Consider the following 15550-nt stretch of genomic DNA (forward strand, 5'->3'; position numbering starts at 1 on the left):
GCCCGGGGCGGCAGGCGGGTGCGGGCGGCGGAAAACCGTTCGGCCCGCGCCCGGCCCGCGATCTAGCATGAGCGTCCGTGAGCACCAGACTGCGCGGGATCGCCACCGCCAACGAGCGGATCGCCGACGAGGGCGGCTACACGGCGGCCGACGGCACCGCCGTGGTCGTCGGCCCGGCGCTGGACGCGGCGATCTCCGGCACCGTGAGCCACGGCCCGGACGAGCGCATCGCCCCGCCCCCGCCCGGCCCCGGGCACCGGACGGCGTTCGAGGTGACCGCCGAGACCAGCCTCCGGGCGGCGCGGCGGCTGCACCTCGCCGAGCCCGGGCACATCGCGGTGCTGAACTTCGCCTCGGCCCGCAACCCCGGCGGCGGCTACCTGCGAGGCGCCAAGGCGCAGGAGGAGGACCTCTGCCGGCACGCCCTGCTGCACCCCTGCCTGCTGCGAGCGCCCGACTACTACGCCGCCCACCGCGAGTCCCCCGACCTGCTCTACAGCAACCGCGTCATCTGGTCGCCGGACGTGCCGGTGCATCGCGGCGACACCGGCGAGCTGCTGGCCGAGCCGTACCCGGTGTCGTTCCTGACCTCGCCCGCGCCCAACGCCGGGCAGGTGCTGCGCCGTGACCCGGGGGCGGGCGAGAGCATCAGGCGGGCGCTCGCGGAGCGGGCCGAGCGGGTGCTGGCCGTCGCCGCGCATCACGGGGCGCGGCGGCTGGTGCTGGGCGCGTGGGGGTGCGGGGTGTTCGGCAACGATCCGCGCGAGGTGGCCGAGGCGTTCCAGAGTCTGCTGGGCGCGAGCGGTGCACTCCCCGGGGCGTTCGCCGGGGTGTTCGAGCGGGTGGTGTTCGCGGTCTGGGACCGGGTGCCCGACTCGGCCAACCGCGCCGCGTTCGCAGCCCGCTTCGCGGCCTCCTGACGTCCCTCACCCGATGCCGTTCATGAGGGTGGCGACGAGGCCGTCCACGAATCCGTCGGGGACGTGGACGGGGGCGGGCGCCTGGCGGAACAGGTGCGGGAGCACCAGCTCGTGGCAGGCGCCGACGATCATCGTGGCGGCGGCCGCGACGTCGGCGGCCGCGGCGATCCTGCCGAGGCGCTGCTCGCCGCGCAGGTAGCCGGCCAGCGCCGCGTCGAGCCCCCAGCCCGGGGTGTCGTCGGCCAGGGCGCTGAAGCGGGCCAGCACCTTGGGCAGGGCGAGCAACCGCGTGAACACCGGCAGCAGCGCGGCGTGCAGGGCGATGCCGTGGCCGATGTAGGCGCGCAGGCACTCCTCGACGCCGCCGTCACCCGGTTCAGGCAGGGCCGGCATCGCCTGCTCGACGTTCTCGACGTGCGCGCGCACGGCGAGTGCCAGCAGCTCCTCCTTGTTCGCGAAGTGGTTGTACAGGACGCCGTCGGCGACCCGGGCCTCGCGGGCGATGTCGCGGACGGTCAGCCCGGCGAGCCCGTCTTCGGCGACGAGGCGGGCGGCGGTGGCGATCAGATGCTCACGCAGGCTCAGATCGCCGGCCTCGCGCAGCGCGGCGGCCTTCCTGGGCGACATCACCCCTCCCCCGCCGCCGGACGCTCGGCGGTGACCAGCCAGGGGGCGCCCGGCATGACCACCCCGCCGGGCCCGGCGTACGGCTCCAGCGCGGGCACGAGCCTGGCCCGCGCCTGCGCCCAGGTCAGGTCGTCGTCCCGCTCGACCAGGTAGCGGGTGGGCCCGCTGGCCAGGAAGGCGTCCGCGGCCTCGGCCGGCGTGCCGCCGAAGCGGTGCGGGACGTCCAGCGGATCCACCGCCACCCGGGTGAACCCGGCGGCGGCGAGGACGCGGGCGATCAGGCCCGGATCCGACAGGGCGAACATGGCCGGCGCCGGGCCGGGATAGGCGGCCACCACGGCCCGCGGTTCCGGCTCGATGCCCAGCAGGGCCGCGATGGGGACCACGTACCAGGGGCAGTTCTCGGGCGGCTGCGGGCAGACGAAGGCCAGCCGCCCGCCGGGGCGCAACGCGCGCCCGAGGTTGGCGAAGGCCGCCACCGGGTCGGCGAAGAACATGACGCCGTACTGGCTGACGACGACGTCGAAGCCGTGCTCGGGGAACGGGTGCGTCTGAGCGTCGGCCTGCTCGAACGCGACGTTGCTCACTCCGGCTCCGGCGGCGGCCCGGCGGGCCCGTTCGAGCATCGGCGCGGACAGGTCGGCCCCGACGGCCAGGCCCGCGTGCGCCCGCCGCGCGGCGCCGAGCGTGGTGGCCCCGGTGCCGCATCCGACGTCGAGGACCCGGTCGCGGCTCCCGATTCTGGCCGCGTCCAGCAGCCGGTCGCCCAGTTCGGCGCGCTCGCCGTCCTCGTGGCCGGTACTGCGGCCGGCCGCCCAGGCGGCGCCTTCGCGGCCGTTCCAGGCGTCGAACTGCTCGGTGTTGCGGACACTCATGGCGGCCTCCCGTGATGAACACGCGTTCATGAACGTGTGTTCATAGTGCGATCACCCGAGAGCCCCGTCAAGTGGCACCTGGAGTCCCCGGCACTCTAAGCTGGCCCGATGATCTCCGCTGAGCAGCTCATCGAGGCCCACCTGAAGGCCATCTCCGAGCGCGACCTCCCGGCGTACACCGCCACCCTCCACGACGACGTCGTGGTCGTGCTGCCGAACGGCGGCCGGCTCGAAGGCCGCCAGGCGGTCGAGGACTTCCACCGCGACTGGTTCGCCGACCTCGACTGGACCCAGGACCTGACCCGGGTCGCCTACGTGGAGACGGACGGGACGGCGGTGGCCACGTACGAGGCCGACTACCGGGACGTCGACGGTTCGGGCGCGCCCATCCACGCGCGCAACCTGCTGTGCATGATCTTCACCAGGACCGCCGAGGGCTGGCTGCTCCTGCACGACCAGAACACCCGCCTGGCCACCTGACACCAGGAGCGGACACCGTGGCGGCTCCCCGCGACACCTCGCCGGATCGGCCCTTCGACGCGCGGCGGCTCATCACGGTCAGCGTGCTGACCGTGATGAGCCTGGTCCCCATGTGCCTCAGCCTCATCCCGACGAGCCAGGCCTGGACCCCGGACCTGCCGCCCTACCGCGACCCGGACGCGGCCCTGGTGGCGGCCATGGGGTCGGCGTGCGCGCTGTTCCTGGTCGGCATCACGCTGATCATGGCGTGGAGCAGCCGGCCGGCGCGGATCGGCCTTCTCCTGCTGCTCGGCGTCAACGGGTACCGGTTGCTCACGCTGCTCCCGTACGTCGGACTCTGATCGGGTCAGAGGGTCGCGGCCAGGGCGGCGATCTTCGGGAAGATGTTCGAGCGCCAGCCCGACCCCATGATCTTCCTGGACAGCTGCTGCAGCTCGTCGTCCGGGTCGAAGCCCTCGTGGTCGAGGAACAGGCGGGTGCCCTTGCCCTCGGGTTCGAGTCGCCAGGCGACCGTCCAGTCGGCGTTCTTGCGGTCGCTCCAGCTGATCTTCAGCAGCCGCTCCGGCTCGAACTCCAGTACCTCGCAGTAGACGACGCCGTCGAAGCCGACCTGCTTCTTCGGCTCGGTGGTGAACGTGAACCGGTGGCCCACCTCCAGCTTGAAGTCGTTGGGCATGAGCCAGCGCGCCAGCAGCTCCGGGTCGGTGAGCGCCCGCCAGATCTTGGCCGGCGCGTGGCCGATGAACTGGTCGAGCCTGATCGCGCGCAGGTCTTCACTCGTGGTCGCCATCTCGTCCACCTTCGTCTTCCATCTCGTCCAGCAGGTTGCTGAGGTTGGTGAGCTTCTCTCTCCAGAAGCGTTCGTACGGGGTCAGCCAGTCGCGGATCTCCATGAGCGGCGCCGCCTCCAGCCGGTAGTGGCGTTCCCTGCCGTGCCGGGTCTCGGCGACCAGGCCGGCGTCCCTGAGGACCTTGAGGTGCTCGGAGACGCTGGGACGGCTCATGTCGAAGCGCTCGGCCAGGCGGCCGGCCGGCTGGGCGCCCTCGTCCAGCAGGAGCCGCAGCAGTTCGCGCCGGGCCGGGCTGGACAGCGCGGTGAAGACGTGATCGGCCGCCCCCGTCCCGGCCACCGACCTGGCGGTCACGCCTGGCTCACCACGAACCCGTTGCCGTACGGGTCCTGGAACAGCAGCTGACGGCCCCACGCCTGGTCGGAGGGGCCCTCGAAGGCCACGTCGTGCTCGCGCAGCCGCTCGGCCAGCGCGTCGAGGTCGGGAGAGGTCACCACGAGCCCGGCGATGGGCGCCATGTCGGGGAACCAGGACGCCAGCAGCAGCGCCGTCTCGGCCCCCTTGGGCGCGACGGTGAGCCAGCGGCCCATGGGGAACGGGTTGTCGGTGCGCACCTCGAAGCCGAGCACGCCGGTGTAGAAGGCGAGCGCCTCCTCCTGGTCGCCGACGGGCACGGTCACGGTGAGGATCTGTGAGATCTGCATGTCAGCCACTATACGTAGGAAAAAACCTACACATCAACCCGTCCTCCGGGAAAGATGGGGGAAATCCCCGATGAGGCCCGGCCGGCGCCGTTCGTAGACTGAGAATCATGCGCATCGACGACTACGTGGCCGACCTGGAACGGACGTTGACCGGTCCGTACGGCCCCAAGCGCGACCTGGTCGTCGAGGCCCGCGACAGCCTGGAGGACACCGCCGTCGCCCTGGAGGCGGAGGGCCTCGACCGCGCCGCGGCCGAGCGCCAGGCGGTCGAGGAGTTCGGCGAGCTCACCGAGATCGCGCCCGGCTACCAGTCGGAGCTGACGGCCGTCGCGGGCCGCCGGCTGGGCCTGCTGCTGTTCATCAGCATCCCGATCACCGTGCTCATGTGGTCGGCGCTGTGGCGGCTCTACCCGCCCGAGCAGCACGTCTACGCGACCCAGCCGGGCTGGTTCCAGCCGGTCTCGCGGCTGCTCGACGTCGCCCAGCTCGCCACCGGCCTGTACGGCGGCCTGGCCCTGTTCGCGCTGAGCCGGGGCGCCCGCTGGATCCGCCGGCCGCACCTGGTGACCAGGTCGCTGGGCGTGCTCGTGTGGGCCATGCTCCCGGTGACCGGGGCGCTGAGCCTGTCGCTGTCGATGGGCGTGGACGACCCGAACACCCTCGACGTGCTGCCCACGATCCTGGCGAACCTGGTGACCTGCGGCCTGTGGGGCATGCAGGCCTACTGCGCCACCCGCTGCCTGCGCATCACCCGCTCGCGTCGGACTGCGGGCGCAGCACGTTCCCGATGACGCTGGTGAACTCCCGCCAGGCGGTGCGCTCGCCGTCGAGCTGCTTGCGGCCCGAGTCGGTCAGGCGGTACGTGCGCCGCTTGCGCCCGCCGACCGTCGCCCACTCGCTGACCAGGTATCCGATGCGTTCCAGCCGGCGCAGCGCGGGATAGACCGTGCCCGTCGGCACGCTCAGCGCGCCCCCGCTGCGGGACTGCAGCGCCTCGATGATGGCGTAGCCGTGCAGGGGCTCGTGCTCGAGCACGGACAGCAGCAGGGCGTCCATGTGTCCGCGCAGCGCATCGGGGTTCATGACACCAAATCCTAGATAACCGTTCGTTGTGTAGCTAGTCTACATGTAGGCTGTCGATATGTAGGCAGACACAACGACGGAGTTGAACGCGGATGGATGTACTCGACCTGGCACGGTTGCAGTTCGCGATGACGGGAAGCCTGCACTTCCTGTTCGTCGTGCTCACGCTGGGGCTGGCGCCGCTCGTGGCGATCGCGCACACCCGCTGGGCGATCGGCGGCAGGCCGCTGCACCAGCGCATGACCCGCTTCTGGGGGCAGATCTACATCATCAACTACGCGCTGGGCATCGTCACCGGGCTGGTGATGGAGTTCCAGTTCGGGCTCTCCTGGAGCGGGCTGTCGCACTACGCCGGCGACGTGTTCGGCGCGCCGCTGGCCATGGAGACGCTGGTGGCGTTCTTCCTGGAGTCGACGTTCCTGGGCCTGTGGATCTTCGGCTGGGGACGGCTGCCCAAATGGCTCCACCTGGCCTGCATCTGGCTGGTGACGCTGACCGCCTACGCCAGCGCGTTCTACATCATGGTCGCCAACTCGTTCCTGCAGAACCCGGTCGGCTCGGTGGTGAAGGACGGCAGGATGGAGCTGGTCGACTTCGGCGCGCTGCTGACCAACAAGGCGCTGCTCGCCTCCTTCCCGCACGTGATCGGCGCCGCGCTGTTCACCGGGGCCACCGTGATGATGGGGGCCAGCGCGTACCAGCTGTTCCGCCGCACCCACGAGACCGAGTTCTTCACCAAGTCCCTGCGCACCGGCGTGATCACCGCCGCGATCGGCATCCTGGTGACGGTCGGCGCCGGGCACGCCCAGTTCGTGGGCGTGCAGGACGGCAAGTTCGACGGCAACGTGGGCGCCTCGCTCCCGCTCGCCCTCATGATGATGTTCGGCGAGATCGCCATGCTCGTCGTGCTGCTGTTCATGCTGCCGACGATCAAGTGGCTGCCGCGCTGGCGCTGGATGCACGTGTTCCTCATCGCGATGACGCCGGTGCCGTTCGTGCTGTCGATCCTGGGCTGGATGGCCAGGGAGATCGGCCGCCAGCCGTGGATGATCTGGGAACGCCTGTCGGTGGCCGACGCCATGTCACCCGGGCTCACCTCCGGCATGGTCACCACCTCGCTCGTCGGGTTCGTGAGCGTGCTGGGGCTGCTGGCGGTGGTCGACTACGTCCTCATCGCCAAGGTGATCAAGCGCGGCCCGCAGGACCCGGACCTGGGCGCGACGGCCGGCCAGCAGCGCTCCCCCGCGCTGAGCTACTAGGAGTGCAGACATGGAACTGATCTGGTTCGCCGTCTTCGCGGTGCTGCTGGCCGGATACTTCGCCCTCGAAGGGTTCGATCTGGGCGTCGGGCTGCTGCTGCCCGTCCTCGGCAGGACCCAGGAGGGCCGCGACAGGATGGTCGCCGCGGTGGCGCCGTACGTGCTGGCCAACGAGGTGTGGCTGGTGGCCGTGGCCGGGACGATGTTCGGCGCCTACCCGCTGCTCGAAGGCGAGGTGCTGTTCAAGCTGTACCCGGTGGTGGTGGCGATGCTGCTGGCGTGGATCCTGCGCGACGCCGGCCTGTGGTTCAGGCGCAGGATCGACGGCGCCCGCTGGCGCGGCTTCTGGGACGCGATGATCTGGTTCGGCTCGCTCGGCCTGTCGTTCGGCTGGGGCATGGCCCTGTACGCGGCGGCCACCGGGTTCGCCGGGCCGCTGCCCCACCCGCTCGGCCTGATGCTGGGGCTGGTGACCACGCTGCTGTTCGCCTTCCACGGCTGGACGTTCCTGGGCTGGCGGATGCCCGGTTTCGCCGGGGTCACCCGGACGTGGCGGGCGCTGCTGCTGTCGGGGGTCCTCGCGGCGCTGCCCGCGGTGGGCGTCCTGGCGGGCGCGATGACGTACCTGCTCGACCACACCGCGCCCCCGGCTACGTTGAATGTGCTCAGTGTCATGGTCCTCCCGTTCGCGCCGATCATGCTGGGCGCGCAAGTATGGGTGTGGCGCACCTTCCGTCCGGGAAAGGACGCCGGCCGAATCCCTTCGTTCTTCTAGAGGTCGGGTTTGCACAAGGGTCTACTCGCGCTGCTGCGGGCCGAGCGGCCGATCCGCCGCCACGTGGCCGTCACGCTGGCCGCCGCCGTCCTGGCCGGGCTGCTCGTCCTGGTCCAGGCCGAGCTGCTGGCCGGGGTGCTGTCGGGCAGGTTCACCGCCGCGGCGCTCGGCGCGGTCGCGGCGGTGGCGGCGGTGCGGGCGCTGCTCGCCTGGAGCCAGGGGGTGTTCGCGGGCCGGACCGCGACCGGGGTGAAGTCGGCGCTGCGGCTCCGGCTGCTGGCCCGGCTGCAGGAACTCGGCCCTGGACGGCTGAGCGGGCACCGCTCGGGCGAGCTCGTCACGCTCACCGGGCGCGGCCTGGACGGCCTGGACGCCTACCTGACCGGCTACCTGCCCTCGATCGCGGTGGCCGCGATCGTGCCGCTGGCCGTGCTCGTCCGCCTGTTCACGGCCGACCTGGCCAGCGCGGTGATCGTGCTGATCACGCTGCCGCTCATCCCGATCTTCGGCGCGCTGGTCGGGCTGACCACCAAGGCCGTCACCGAGCGGCAGTTCCACGCGCTGTCGCGGCTGGGCGGCCACTTCCTGGACGTCGTACGCGGCCTGCCCACGCTGCGGGCCTTCGGCCGGGCCCGCTACCAGGCCACGGTGATCAAGCAGGTCGCGGACGCGCACCGGAGCGCCACCATGCGCACGCTGCGCGTGGCGTTCCTGTCGTCGCTGGTGCTGGAGCTGTGCGCGTCGCTGTCGCTGGCGCTGGTGGCGGTGCCGATCGGGCTGCGGCTGCTGGGCGGGTCTCTGGACCTGACGACGGCGCTGCTGGTGCTGTTGCTGGCCCCGGAGGCGTACCTGCCGCTGCGGGCGATGGGCACCCGCTTCCACGCCTCGATGGAGGGCGTGGCCGCCGCCGACGCGGCGTTCGCCGTGCTCGACGCCCCGGCCGACGAGCCTGATCAGCAGGTACGCCCGGCGCGGGTGACCTCGGCGCCCGAGATCACGCTGGAGAACGTCACCGTCCGCTACCCCGGCAGGGACGACCCGGCGCTCGACGACGTCTCGCTGACGATCTCCCCCGGCGAGCGGGTGGCGCTGGTCGGCGAGAGCGGCGGCGGCAAGAGCACGCTGCTGCACCTGCTCCTGGGCTTCGTCCGGCCGTCGGCGGGCCGGGTGCTGGTCGACGGGGTGGACCTGGGCACGCTCGACCTGGCCGGCTGGCGGGCGCACCTGGCGTTCGTGCCGCAGCGGCCGCACCTGTTCACCACGTCCGTGGCCGACAACATCCGCCTGGGCGACCCGTCGGCCTCGATGGAGCAGGTGCGCGCGGCCGCGGCGGCCGCGCACGCCGACTTCGTCGAGACGCTGCCCGAGGGCTACGACACGGTGGTCGGCGAGCGCGGCACGAACCTGTCGGCCGGGCAGCGCCAGCGCGTCGCCCTGGCCAGGGCCTTCTGCCGGCCGGGGGCGGCGATGCTGCTCCTCGACGAGCCCACCGCCAGGCTCGACGGGCGCAGCGAGGCCGCCGTGGTCTCGGCCACCGCCGAGCTGGCGCGGGGCCGTACCGCCGTCATCGTGGCGCACCGCCCGGCCATGATCGACCTGGCCGAACGGGTGATCCGCATCGACCAGGGGCGCGTCACCTCCGACACCGCCCCAGCCCTGCCGACCGTGCTGCCGACCGTCCTGTCGGTTCAGAGCGAAGGGAGCGAGCGGTGAACCGCCGCATGGGGACCAGGCTCGTCTGGGCCGTCCTGGCCGGGGCCGCCGCCGACCTGGCCGGGCTGGGCCTGATCGCGGCCGCCGCCTGGCTGATCACCCGCGCCGCCGAGCAGCCGCCGCTGGCCGCGCTCAGCGTGGCGATCGTGGCGACCAGGGCGTTCGCCACCAGCAAGGGCGTCTTCCGCTACGCCGAGCGCCTGACCGGCCACGACGTGGCGCTACGCGCCCAGGCGGGCACCAGGGAACGGCTCTACGACGCGCTGATCGCGCCCCGCGGGTCCGGGCACGGCGGGGCCGACCTGCTCAGCCGCATGGTCGACGACACCGACGCGGTGCAGGACCTGCTGGTGCGCTGCCTGCTGCCGGCCACGGCGGCGGGGGTGACCGGGCTGGCCGCGGTGGTCATCGGGCTGACCCTGCTGCCGGCGGCCGCGCTGGTGCTGCTGGCCGGGCTGGTGGCGGCCGGGGTGCTGCTGCCGCTCTGGACGTCCGCCGCGGCCCGCCGCTGGTCGGCGCGGATCGCCCCGGCGCGGGCGGCGCTGGCGGGCCGGGTGGCCGATCTGGTGCACGGCTCGGCCGACCTGGCCGCCTACGGCGCGAACGAGCGGGCGCTCGGCCAGGCGCGGGCCGCCGACGAGGCGCTGGCCGCGCTGGAACGCCGCCAGGCCAGGGTGCACGCGGCCGCGCTGGCCGGCGGGACCCTGGTGCAGGGCCTGACCGTGGCCGCGATCGTGCTGCTGGCCCAGAACGCGGGCGTCGGCTCGGTGGGCACCGCCGTGCTCGCGCTGACCGCGCTGGTGTCGTTCGAGCCGGTGCTCCCGCTGGCCGCGGCGGGCGAGCGGATGGCCGGGATCACCGCCGCGATCAGGCGGCTGCGCGAGGTGCGCTCGGCCGCCCCGGCCGTCGCCGAGCCGGCCGCGCCCGTGGCGCCGCCGTCCGGCCCGCTCACCGTCGAGGTGGACGACCTGGTCGTGCGCCACGGCGAGCGCACCGCCGTCGACGGGGTCTCGCTGCGCCTGACGCCCGGCCGCCGGGTGGCCGTCGTGGGCCCGAGCGGCGCGGGCAAGAGCACCCTGCTGGCCGCGCTGATGCGCCTGGTCGAGCCCGCTTCGGGGACGATGCGGGTGAACGGCGTGGACCTGGCGGCCCTGCCGGGCGACGACGTGCGGGCCATGATGACCGGGCTGACGCAGGACCCGTACATCTTCCAGACGACGCTGCGCGACAACCTGCGCCTGGCCGGCCCCGAGGCGGACGAGGAGGGCCTGCTGCGCGCGGTGCGCGAGGCCAGGCTCGACGGCTGGGTCGAGCGCACCGGCTGGGACGCCGAGCTGGGCGAGGACGGCCGCACCGTGTCGGGCGGCCAGCTCCAGCGGCTGGCCCTGGCCAGGGCGCTGCTGTACGACCCGCCGGTGCTGCTGCTCGACGAGCCGGCCGAGGCGCTCGACGAGGAGACCGCCGACCGCCTGATGGCCGACCTGCTGGACGTGACCAGGGACAGGACCACCCTGCTCGTCACCCACCGGCTGCGCGGCCTGGAGCTGGTCGACGAGGTCGTGGTGATGGAGGAGGGCCGGGTGGTCCAGCGCGGCCACCACGACGAGCTGGTCGCCGTGCCGGGCTACTACCGCGACCTGTGGGAGTCCGAGGTGCTCACCCGGAGGTGAACGTCCCCGAGCCAGGGGCTTGAGTTGGCGTCGCAAGCAGGTTTAAACTACAAACCAGTTTAAGCCGAAGGGGAGTTTGCGATGGTAGACGAGGATCGGGTGCCCAGCCCGGAAGAGACCTTGCGCCTGATCGAGGCGCAGCGCGCCGCCACGGTCCTGCACCTGCGCGGCAATCCGCTGCTGGTCCACGTGCCGTGGGGGGTCGCCTGGCTGCTCGGCTTCACCGCCCTGTTCCTGCACTACGGGCTGGACGGCCGGTCGTACGCGCCGATCTCGCAGGCGCAGGCGCTGACCGTGCTGTTCAGCGCCCAGCTCGTCAGCGGCGGCCTGGCCGCCCTGGGCATCGTCCGGCAGGCCGGGCACACCCGCGGCGGCAACGCGATCAAGGGCGCCATGTACGGCTGGTCGTGGACGGCCGGCCTCGTGGTGATGACCGTGCTGGCCGTCAGGTTGAGCCCGCTGCTGCCGGAGGACGAGGTGGGCCTGCTCTGGGCCGGCGGGTTCATGCTGGTCGTCGGCCTGCTCTACATGGCCGGCGGCGCCGTCTGGCACGACTGGCCCACCTTCTTCCTCGGCACGGTCACCCTGGCGGCCGACGCCGTGGGCGTGATGCTGGGGGCCGGCTGGCACGCGCTGCTGATCGCGGTGCTGGTCGGCGGCGGCCAGATCGCGATCGGGCTGTGGCTCAGGCGGCACCCGTGAGCCCCGCGCTGCCCGAACTCGACCCGGTGATCCACGCTCAGGCCAGACTGCGGGTGATCGCCACGCTCAACACACTGGGCGACGGGGACGAGATCGCGTTCCCGTCGCTGAAGGACCTCCTCGAGATGACGGCCGGAAACCTGTCCGTGCACCTGTCGAAGCTGGAGGAGGCCGGATACGTCCGGATCACCAAGACCCACAAGGGCCGCACGCCCGTCACCTACGTGGCGCTCACCAAGCGCGGGCGGCTGGCGTTCGAGGACTACACCAAGGCGATCCGCGCCTTGCTGGACAACGCTGGAGGCACGTCATGACCGTCCTGGCCAGAGCCGTCGAGGTGACCCGCCGCTACGGCGCGGTGCTCGCCCTGGACGGGGTGTCGCTCGAGATCGGCGCCGGTGAGCTGGTCGGGCTGCTCGGCCCGAACGGCGCGGGCAAGTCCACGCTGATCAACCTGTTCGTGGGCCTGCGCCGGCCGACGTCGGGCACGGTGGAGCTGTTCGGCGGCTCGCCGCAGGACCCGCTGGTGCGCCGCGGCGTCGGCGTCACGCCGCAGGAGACCGGCCTGCCCGAGTCGCTGCGGGTCGGCGAGATCGTCGACTTCGTGTCCGCGCACTACCCGAAGCGGACGGACAAGCACGAGTTACTCGCCAGGTTCGGGCTGGAGGATCTGGTCAAGCGCCAGGTGGGCGGCCTGTCCGGGGGCCAGAGGCGGCGTCTGGCGGTGGCGCTGGCGTTCGCCGGCGAGCCGCGGATGGTCTTCCTGGACGAGCCCACCACCGGCCTGGACGTCGAGGCCAGGCGCGCGCTGTGGGACGGCGTCAAGTCCTACCACGAGGCCGGCGGCACCGTGCTGCTGACCAGCCACTATCTGGAGGAGATCGAGGCCCTGGCGGAGCGGGTCGTGGTCGTCGGCCATGGACGGGTGCTGGCCGACGACACGGTGCGGGCCGTGCGGGACATGGTGGGCGTGCGCCGCGTCTCCTTCGACACCGTCGACGCGTCCGCGCTGCCCCAGCTGCCCGGCGTGCTCGGCGTCGAGCACGACGAGGGACGGGCGAGCCTGGTCACCACCGATCCCGACCGGCTGGTGGTGGAGCTGGTGAAGAGCGGCACGCCGTTCTCCGGGCTGGAAGTCAGGCCGACCACGCTGGAAGAGGCCTTCCTCGCGATCACCTCCAAGGAGACCCCCTATGTCTAGCCTGATCCTCGTACACACCCGCTACCAGCTGCTGGAGCAGTTCCGCGTGCCGATCGGGGTGCTGGCCAGCTCCCTGTTCCCGGCCGTGGCGATGCTGGCCTTCGTGGTGCCGTTCGTGGGCAAGGACACGCAGGCCGCCACGCTCGCCACCGGTTCGCTGATGTTCTTCGGCGCGATGTCGTCGGCGCTGTTCTCGCTGAGCATCGGCGTCGCCCAGGACCGCGAGCTGCCGTGGAACCCCTACCTGCGCACGCTGCCCGCCGGCCCGCTGCCCCGCCTGGGCGGGCGCATCCTGGCGACGCTGATCATGATGCTGGTCTCGGTGGTGCCCGTGCTGGTGGTGGGGGCGATCTTCACCGAGGCGACCATCTCGCCGGCGCGGCTGCTGCTCGGGCTGGGCGCGCTCATCGTGGGCGGGCTGCCGTTCATGCTGCTCGGGCTGTTCATGGGGCTCACGCTGGCGTTCAAGGCCGCCGTGGGGGTGACGCAGCTCGTCTTCTTCCCGCTGGCGGTCGTGGGCGGGCTGCTGCTGCCGCCGCAGGTGATGCCGGACTTCATCGAGGTGATCTCGATCTTCACGCCCGCGCGTGACGCCGCCGAGCTGCTGTGGGCCGCCATCGCCGGCCACCGGCCGGAACCGGTGGCGCTGATCATGCTGGCGGTCTGGACGGTGGTCACCGCCGCCGCGGCCGGCTGGGCCTACCGGCGCGACGAGGGGCGCCGGTTCTCCTGATCGAAGCTCTTTGCAGGGGGGGTGTGCCGCCGAGTCCGCAGCGATCTCGACGGCACACCCGTCCGCGTGGGGGTCCGTTATTTCTTCTCTTCGAGGGTGACGGTGGTCTCGCTCGTCTGACCGTCCCTCATATATGTGATCTTGACCTGTTGGCCCGGTTTGAAACCTCTGACCTGTCCGACGACCGTGTCTCCGCCGTCGACCGGCTTGTCGCCCATCTTGGTGATGAGGTCGCCCTGCCGCAGCCCGGCCTTCTCCGCCGGGCTGCCCGGGGTGATCTGGCCGATCAGCGCGCCGGCCACGTCCCCGGTGGCGTCGGTCACGCTCACGCCGAGGAAGGCGTGGCTGACCTTGCCGTTCTTGATGAGCTGCTCGGAGACGTGCTTGGCGGTGTTGATCGGGATGGCGAAGCCGACGCCGCCCGCCTGGGCCTGCGCGGCGATCGCGGTGTTGATGCCGACCAGCTCGCCGGCCGCGTTGACCAGCGCGCCGCCCGAGTTGCCGGGGTTGATCGCGGCGTCGGTCTGGATGGCGCCGCCGATCGTCGTCGGCTGCTCGGACTCGCCCTGCTGACCCAGCCCCGGCGGGAGCTGGCGCTGCTCGCCGCCGACGGTGAGCGTGCGGTCCAGGGCGCTGACGATGCCCTTGGTGACCGATCCGTCCAGGCCGAGCGGGCTGCCCAGGGCCAGCACCTCGTCGCCGACCTTGAGCTGGTCGCTGTCGCCGAGCGCCGCCTTGGTCAGGCCTGAGACGTCCTCGGCCCTGATGACCGCCAGGTCGGTGGCCGGGTCGGTGCCGACGATCGTGGCCCTGGCCGTCTTGCCGTCGCTGAACTTGACCGTCATCTGCCCGCCCTGCCCGGCGCCCACGACGACGTGGTTGTTGGTGAGGATGAGCCCGTCCTCCGACAGGACCACCCCCGAGCCCTCGCCGGTGCGGCCCTGGATCATCACCACGGACGGCTGCACCTTCTGCGCCACCTCGGCCATGGTGAGCTGGCTGGAGGCCGGCTTGAAGACCGGGCTGCCGACGGGCGAGGAGACGACGCGCTCAGGCTGGAATGCGTTGGCGACGACCGCTCCCACGACGCCGCCGCCCAGCGCCATCGCGGCCAGCGCGAGCCCCGCGACGGCCTTCTGACCCGCGGTGAAGCCCGGCTTCCTGGGCGCGGCGGGCGGCGGTGGCGGCGGCTGCTCCATGATGACCGTGTCCCGCCGGGGGAAGCCCCCGGCCACGGGCGGGGTGGCGCCGAACTGGCTCCACCCTGCGCTGCCCTGCCGGCCAGGCTCGTTCGCGTTCATTTCATCTCCCTCGAATCCCGATGCATCAAGAGTGCCAAGAGAGGTGTAAACGCTGGTTAAGCCCTTGATCCGCGCGGGGTGAGCACGTTGACGGCAGCCTTATCGCCGCAGCTCGCGCGCCCACCCCTGGCCGGGAAAATCTTTGCGATCGCCATGCGGATCACGGGTCAAGGCAGCAGCACCTTGGCGCCGGTCGAGGTGCCGGGGCCGTGCAGTTCGATCGCGTTCGGCGTGGTGGACCTCGGGATGTCGAAGACGACCACGCCTTCGACGTTGTTGCCCGGGTTGATCCGCTCCCACGGCGTGTTCGACTCCCGCAGGTGGACGGCCGCCTCGGCGGAGGCGGCGTAGGCGCGGCCGGTCTTGTCGAGGAGTTTCTGGCGTGAGCCCTGGAACGCGGCGGTCTTGTCGCCCATGTTCATCACCCGGACGTGCACGAGCAGGAACATGCCCTGGGCCCGCTTGCCCGCGGCCGGGGTGCCGACGCGGGTCTTGCGCTCGGTGCGCAGGACCTTGAACGCCAGATCACCGTCGCGTACCACGGTGCCGGCCGCGGCGATGGGGGTGGTGTCGGCCTGCGCCGGCGTCGCGCCGCTGTCCGAGTCGCCGCCGAGGTACGTGCGGGCGACGAGGCCGAGCCCGGCCACGGCCACCAGGATCCCGGCCACGACCAGGACGGTCCTGACCGGGTTCGAGCGCCGCGCCCGCACGTACCT

At 72.3% G+C, this 15550-nt stretch carries 20 protein-coding genes; 12 read left to right on the forward strand and 8 right to left on the reverse strand.

All coding sequences use genetic code 11. The features are described from left to right. The first annotated feature begins 77 nt into the window (after positions 1-77). Positions 78-920 carry a TIGR02452 family protein gene (locus HII36_RS45990; RefSeq protein WP_173529683.1) on the forward strand — a complete coding sequence of 281 codons (843 nt, stop codon included), beginning with the start codon at positions 78-80 and terminating at the stop codon, positions 918-920. A 6-nt stretch (positions 921-926) separates the two neighbouring features. Here HII36_RS45990 and HII36_RS45995 read toward each other — a convergent pair whose 3' ends face one another. Both HII36_RS45995 and HII36_RS46000 read right to left on the reverse strand, forming a co-directional pair. Then, complete coding sequence (locus HII36_RS45995; RefSeq protein WP_173529684.1) at positions 927-1547, reverse strand: TetR/AcrR family transcriptional regulator; 621 nt, start codon at positions 1545-1547, stop codon at positions 927-929. Next, on the reverse strand, positions 1547-2422 hold the full coding sequence (locus HII36_RS46000) for a class I SAM-dependent methyltransferase (protein ID WP_173529685.1): 876 nt from the start codon (positions 2420-2422) through the stop codon (positions 1547-1549). The genes HII36_RS45995 and HII36_RS46000 overlap by 1 nt, the downstream gene beginning before the upstream one ends. 108 nt (positions 2423-2530) lie before the next feature. On the opposite strand from HII36_RS46000, the gene HII36_RS46005 reads away from it, so the two are divergent. Together HII36_RS46005 and HII36_RS46010 are read left to right on the forward strand one after the other, a co-directional pair. Then, the gene (locus HII36_RS46005; protein ID WP_173529686.1) at positions 2531-2902 is read left to right on the forward strand and encodes a YybH family protein; all 372 of its coding nucleotides are present in this window, start codon (positions 2531-2533) and stop codon (positions 2900-2902) included. 17 nt (positions 2903-2919) lie between these two features. Then, positions 2920-3243 carry a hypothetical protein gene (locus HII36_RS46010; RefSeq protein WP_173529687.1) on the forward strand — a complete coding sequence of 108 codons (324 nt, stop codon included), beginning with the start codon at positions 2920-2922 and terminating at the stop codon, positions 3241-3243. Positions 3244-3248: 5 nt separating this feature from the next. Here HII36_RS46010 and HII36_RS46015 read toward each other — a convergent pair whose 3' ends face one another. The 3 genes from HII36_RS46015 to HII36_RS46025 are packed head-to-tail and all read right to left on the reverse strand — an operon-like array spanning position 3249 to position 4397. After that, positions 3249-3692, reverse strand: a complete 444-nt coding sequence (locus tag HII36_RS46015) for an SRPBCC family protein (RefSeq protein WP_173529688.1) — start codon at positions 3690-3692, stop codon at positions 3249-3251. Continuing rightward, positions 3676-4047, reverse strand: a complete 372-nt coding sequence (locus HII36_RS46020) for an ArsR/SmtB family transcription factor (RefSeq protein ID WP_328808194.1) — start codon at positions 4045-4047, stop codon at positions 3676-3678. The genes HII36_RS46015 and HII36_RS46020 overlap by 17 nt, the downstream gene beginning before the upstream one ends. Beyond that, complete coding sequence (locus HII36_RS46025) at positions 4044-4397, reverse strand: VOC family protein (protein ID WP_173529689.1); 354 nt, start codon at positions 4395-4397, stop codon at positions 4044-4046. The genes HII36_RS46020 and HII36_RS46025 overlap by 4 nt, the downstream gene beginning before the upstream one ends. Before the next feature lie 107 nt (positions 4398-4504). On the opposite strand from HII36_RS46025, the gene HII36_RS46030 reads away from it, so the two are divergent. Then, positions 4505-5188 (forward strand): permease prefix domain 1-containing protein, encoded by a 684-nt coding sequence (locus tag HII36_RS46030; protein ID WP_173529690.1) that lies wholly within the window; start codon positions 4505-4507, stop codon positions 5186-5188. Here the strand turns inward: HII36_RS46030 and HII36_RS46035 are convergent. Next, a complete protein-coding gene (locus tag HII36_RS46035) occupies positions 5145-5480 on the reverse strand; it encodes a PadR family transcriptional regulator (protein WP_173529691.1) in 336 nt (111 codons plus the stop codon). The two genes, HII36_RS46030 and HII36_RS46035, sit on opposite strands and share 44 nt — an antisense overlap. Before the next feature lie 92 nt (positions 5481-5572). Between HII36_RS46035 and HII36_RS46040 the strand changes: the two genes are divergently transcribed. From HII36_RS46040 to HII36_RS46075, 8 genes are all read left to right on the forward strand, one after another. Beyond that, complete coding sequence (locus HII36_RS46040) at positions 5573-6739, forward strand: cytochrome ubiquinol oxidase subunit I (protein ID WP_173529692.1); 1167 nt, start codon at positions 5573-5575, stop codon at positions 6737-6739. A 10-nt stretch (positions 6740-6749) separates the two neighbouring features. Continuing rightward, positions 6750-7514 carry a cytochrome d ubiquinol oxidase subunit II gene (locus tag HII36_RS46045; RefSeq protein WP_173529693.1) on the forward strand — a complete coding sequence of 255 codons (765 nt, stop codon included), beginning with the start codon at positions 6750-6752 and terminating at the stop codon, positions 7512-7514. A gap of 9 nt (positions 7515-7523) precedes the next feature. Next, positions 7524-9227, forward strand: a complete 1704-nt coding sequence (gene cydD / locus HII36_RS46050; RefSeq protein ID WP_173529694.1) for a thiol reductant ABC exporter subunit CydD — start codon at positions 7524-7526, stop codon at positions 9225-9227. Then, the gene (gene cydC, locus HII36_RS46055) at positions 9224-10897 is read left to right on the forward strand and encodes a thiol reductant ABC exporter subunit CydC (RefSeq protein ID WP_328808195.1); all 1674 of its coding nucleotides are present in this window, start codon (positions 9224-9226) and stop codon (positions 10895-10897) included. Before cydD ends, cydC begins: the two co-directional genes overlap by 4 nt. A gap of 81 nt (positions 10898-10978) precedes the next feature. Continuing rightward, positions 10979-11599 carry a hypothetical protein gene (locus HII36_RS46060; RefSeq protein WP_173529695.1) on the forward strand — a complete coding sequence of 207 codons (621 nt, stop codon included), beginning with the start codon at positions 10979-10981 and terminating at the stop codon, positions 11597-11599. Next, on the forward strand, positions 11596-11913 hold the full coding sequence (locus tag HII36_RS46065) for a winged helix-turn-helix domain-containing protein (RefSeq protein ID WP_328808196.1): 318 nt from the start codon (positions 11596-11598) through the stop codon (positions 11911-11913). The genes HII36_RS46060 and HII36_RS46065 overlap by 4 nt, the downstream gene beginning before the upstream one ends. Then, on the forward strand, positions 11910-12800 hold the full coding sequence (locus HII36_RS46070) for an ABC transporter ATP-binding protein (RefSeq protein WP_173529696.1): 891 nt from the start codon (positions 11910-11912) through the stop codon (positions 12798-12800). The genes HII36_RS46065 and HII36_RS46070 overlap by 4 nt, the downstream gene beginning before the upstream one ends. After that, positions 12793-13533, forward strand: a complete 741-nt coding sequence (locus HII36_RS46075) for an ABC transporter permease (RefSeq protein ID WP_173529697.1) — start codon at positions 12793-12795, stop codon at positions 13531-13533. The genes HII36_RS46070 and HII36_RS46075 overlap by 8 nt, the downstream gene beginning before the upstream one ends. A 77-nt stretch (positions 13534-13610) precedes the next feature. On the opposite strand, the gene HII36_RS46080 is transcribed toward HII36_RS46075, so the two are convergent. Together HII36_RS46080 and HII36_RS46085 are read right to left on the reverse strand one after the other, a co-directional pair. Then, positions 13611-14834: a S1C family serine protease gene (locus HII36_RS46080; protein WP_173529698.1), complete on the reverse strand. Its 1224-nt coding sequence runs from the start codon at positions 14832-14834 to the stop codon at positions 13611-13613. Between the two features lie 167 nt (positions 14835-15001). Continuing rightward, on the reverse strand, positions 15002-15550 hold a 549-nt coding region (locus tag HII36_RS46085; protein WP_173529699.1), incomplete at its 5' end, for a DUF4352 domain-containing protein.

Source organism: Nonomuraea antri, assembly GCF_013283785.1.
In the GTDB taxonomy this organism is placed as follows: Bacteria; Actinomycetota; Actinomycetes; order Streptosporangiales; family Streptosporangiaceae; genus Nonomuraea; species Nonomuraea antri.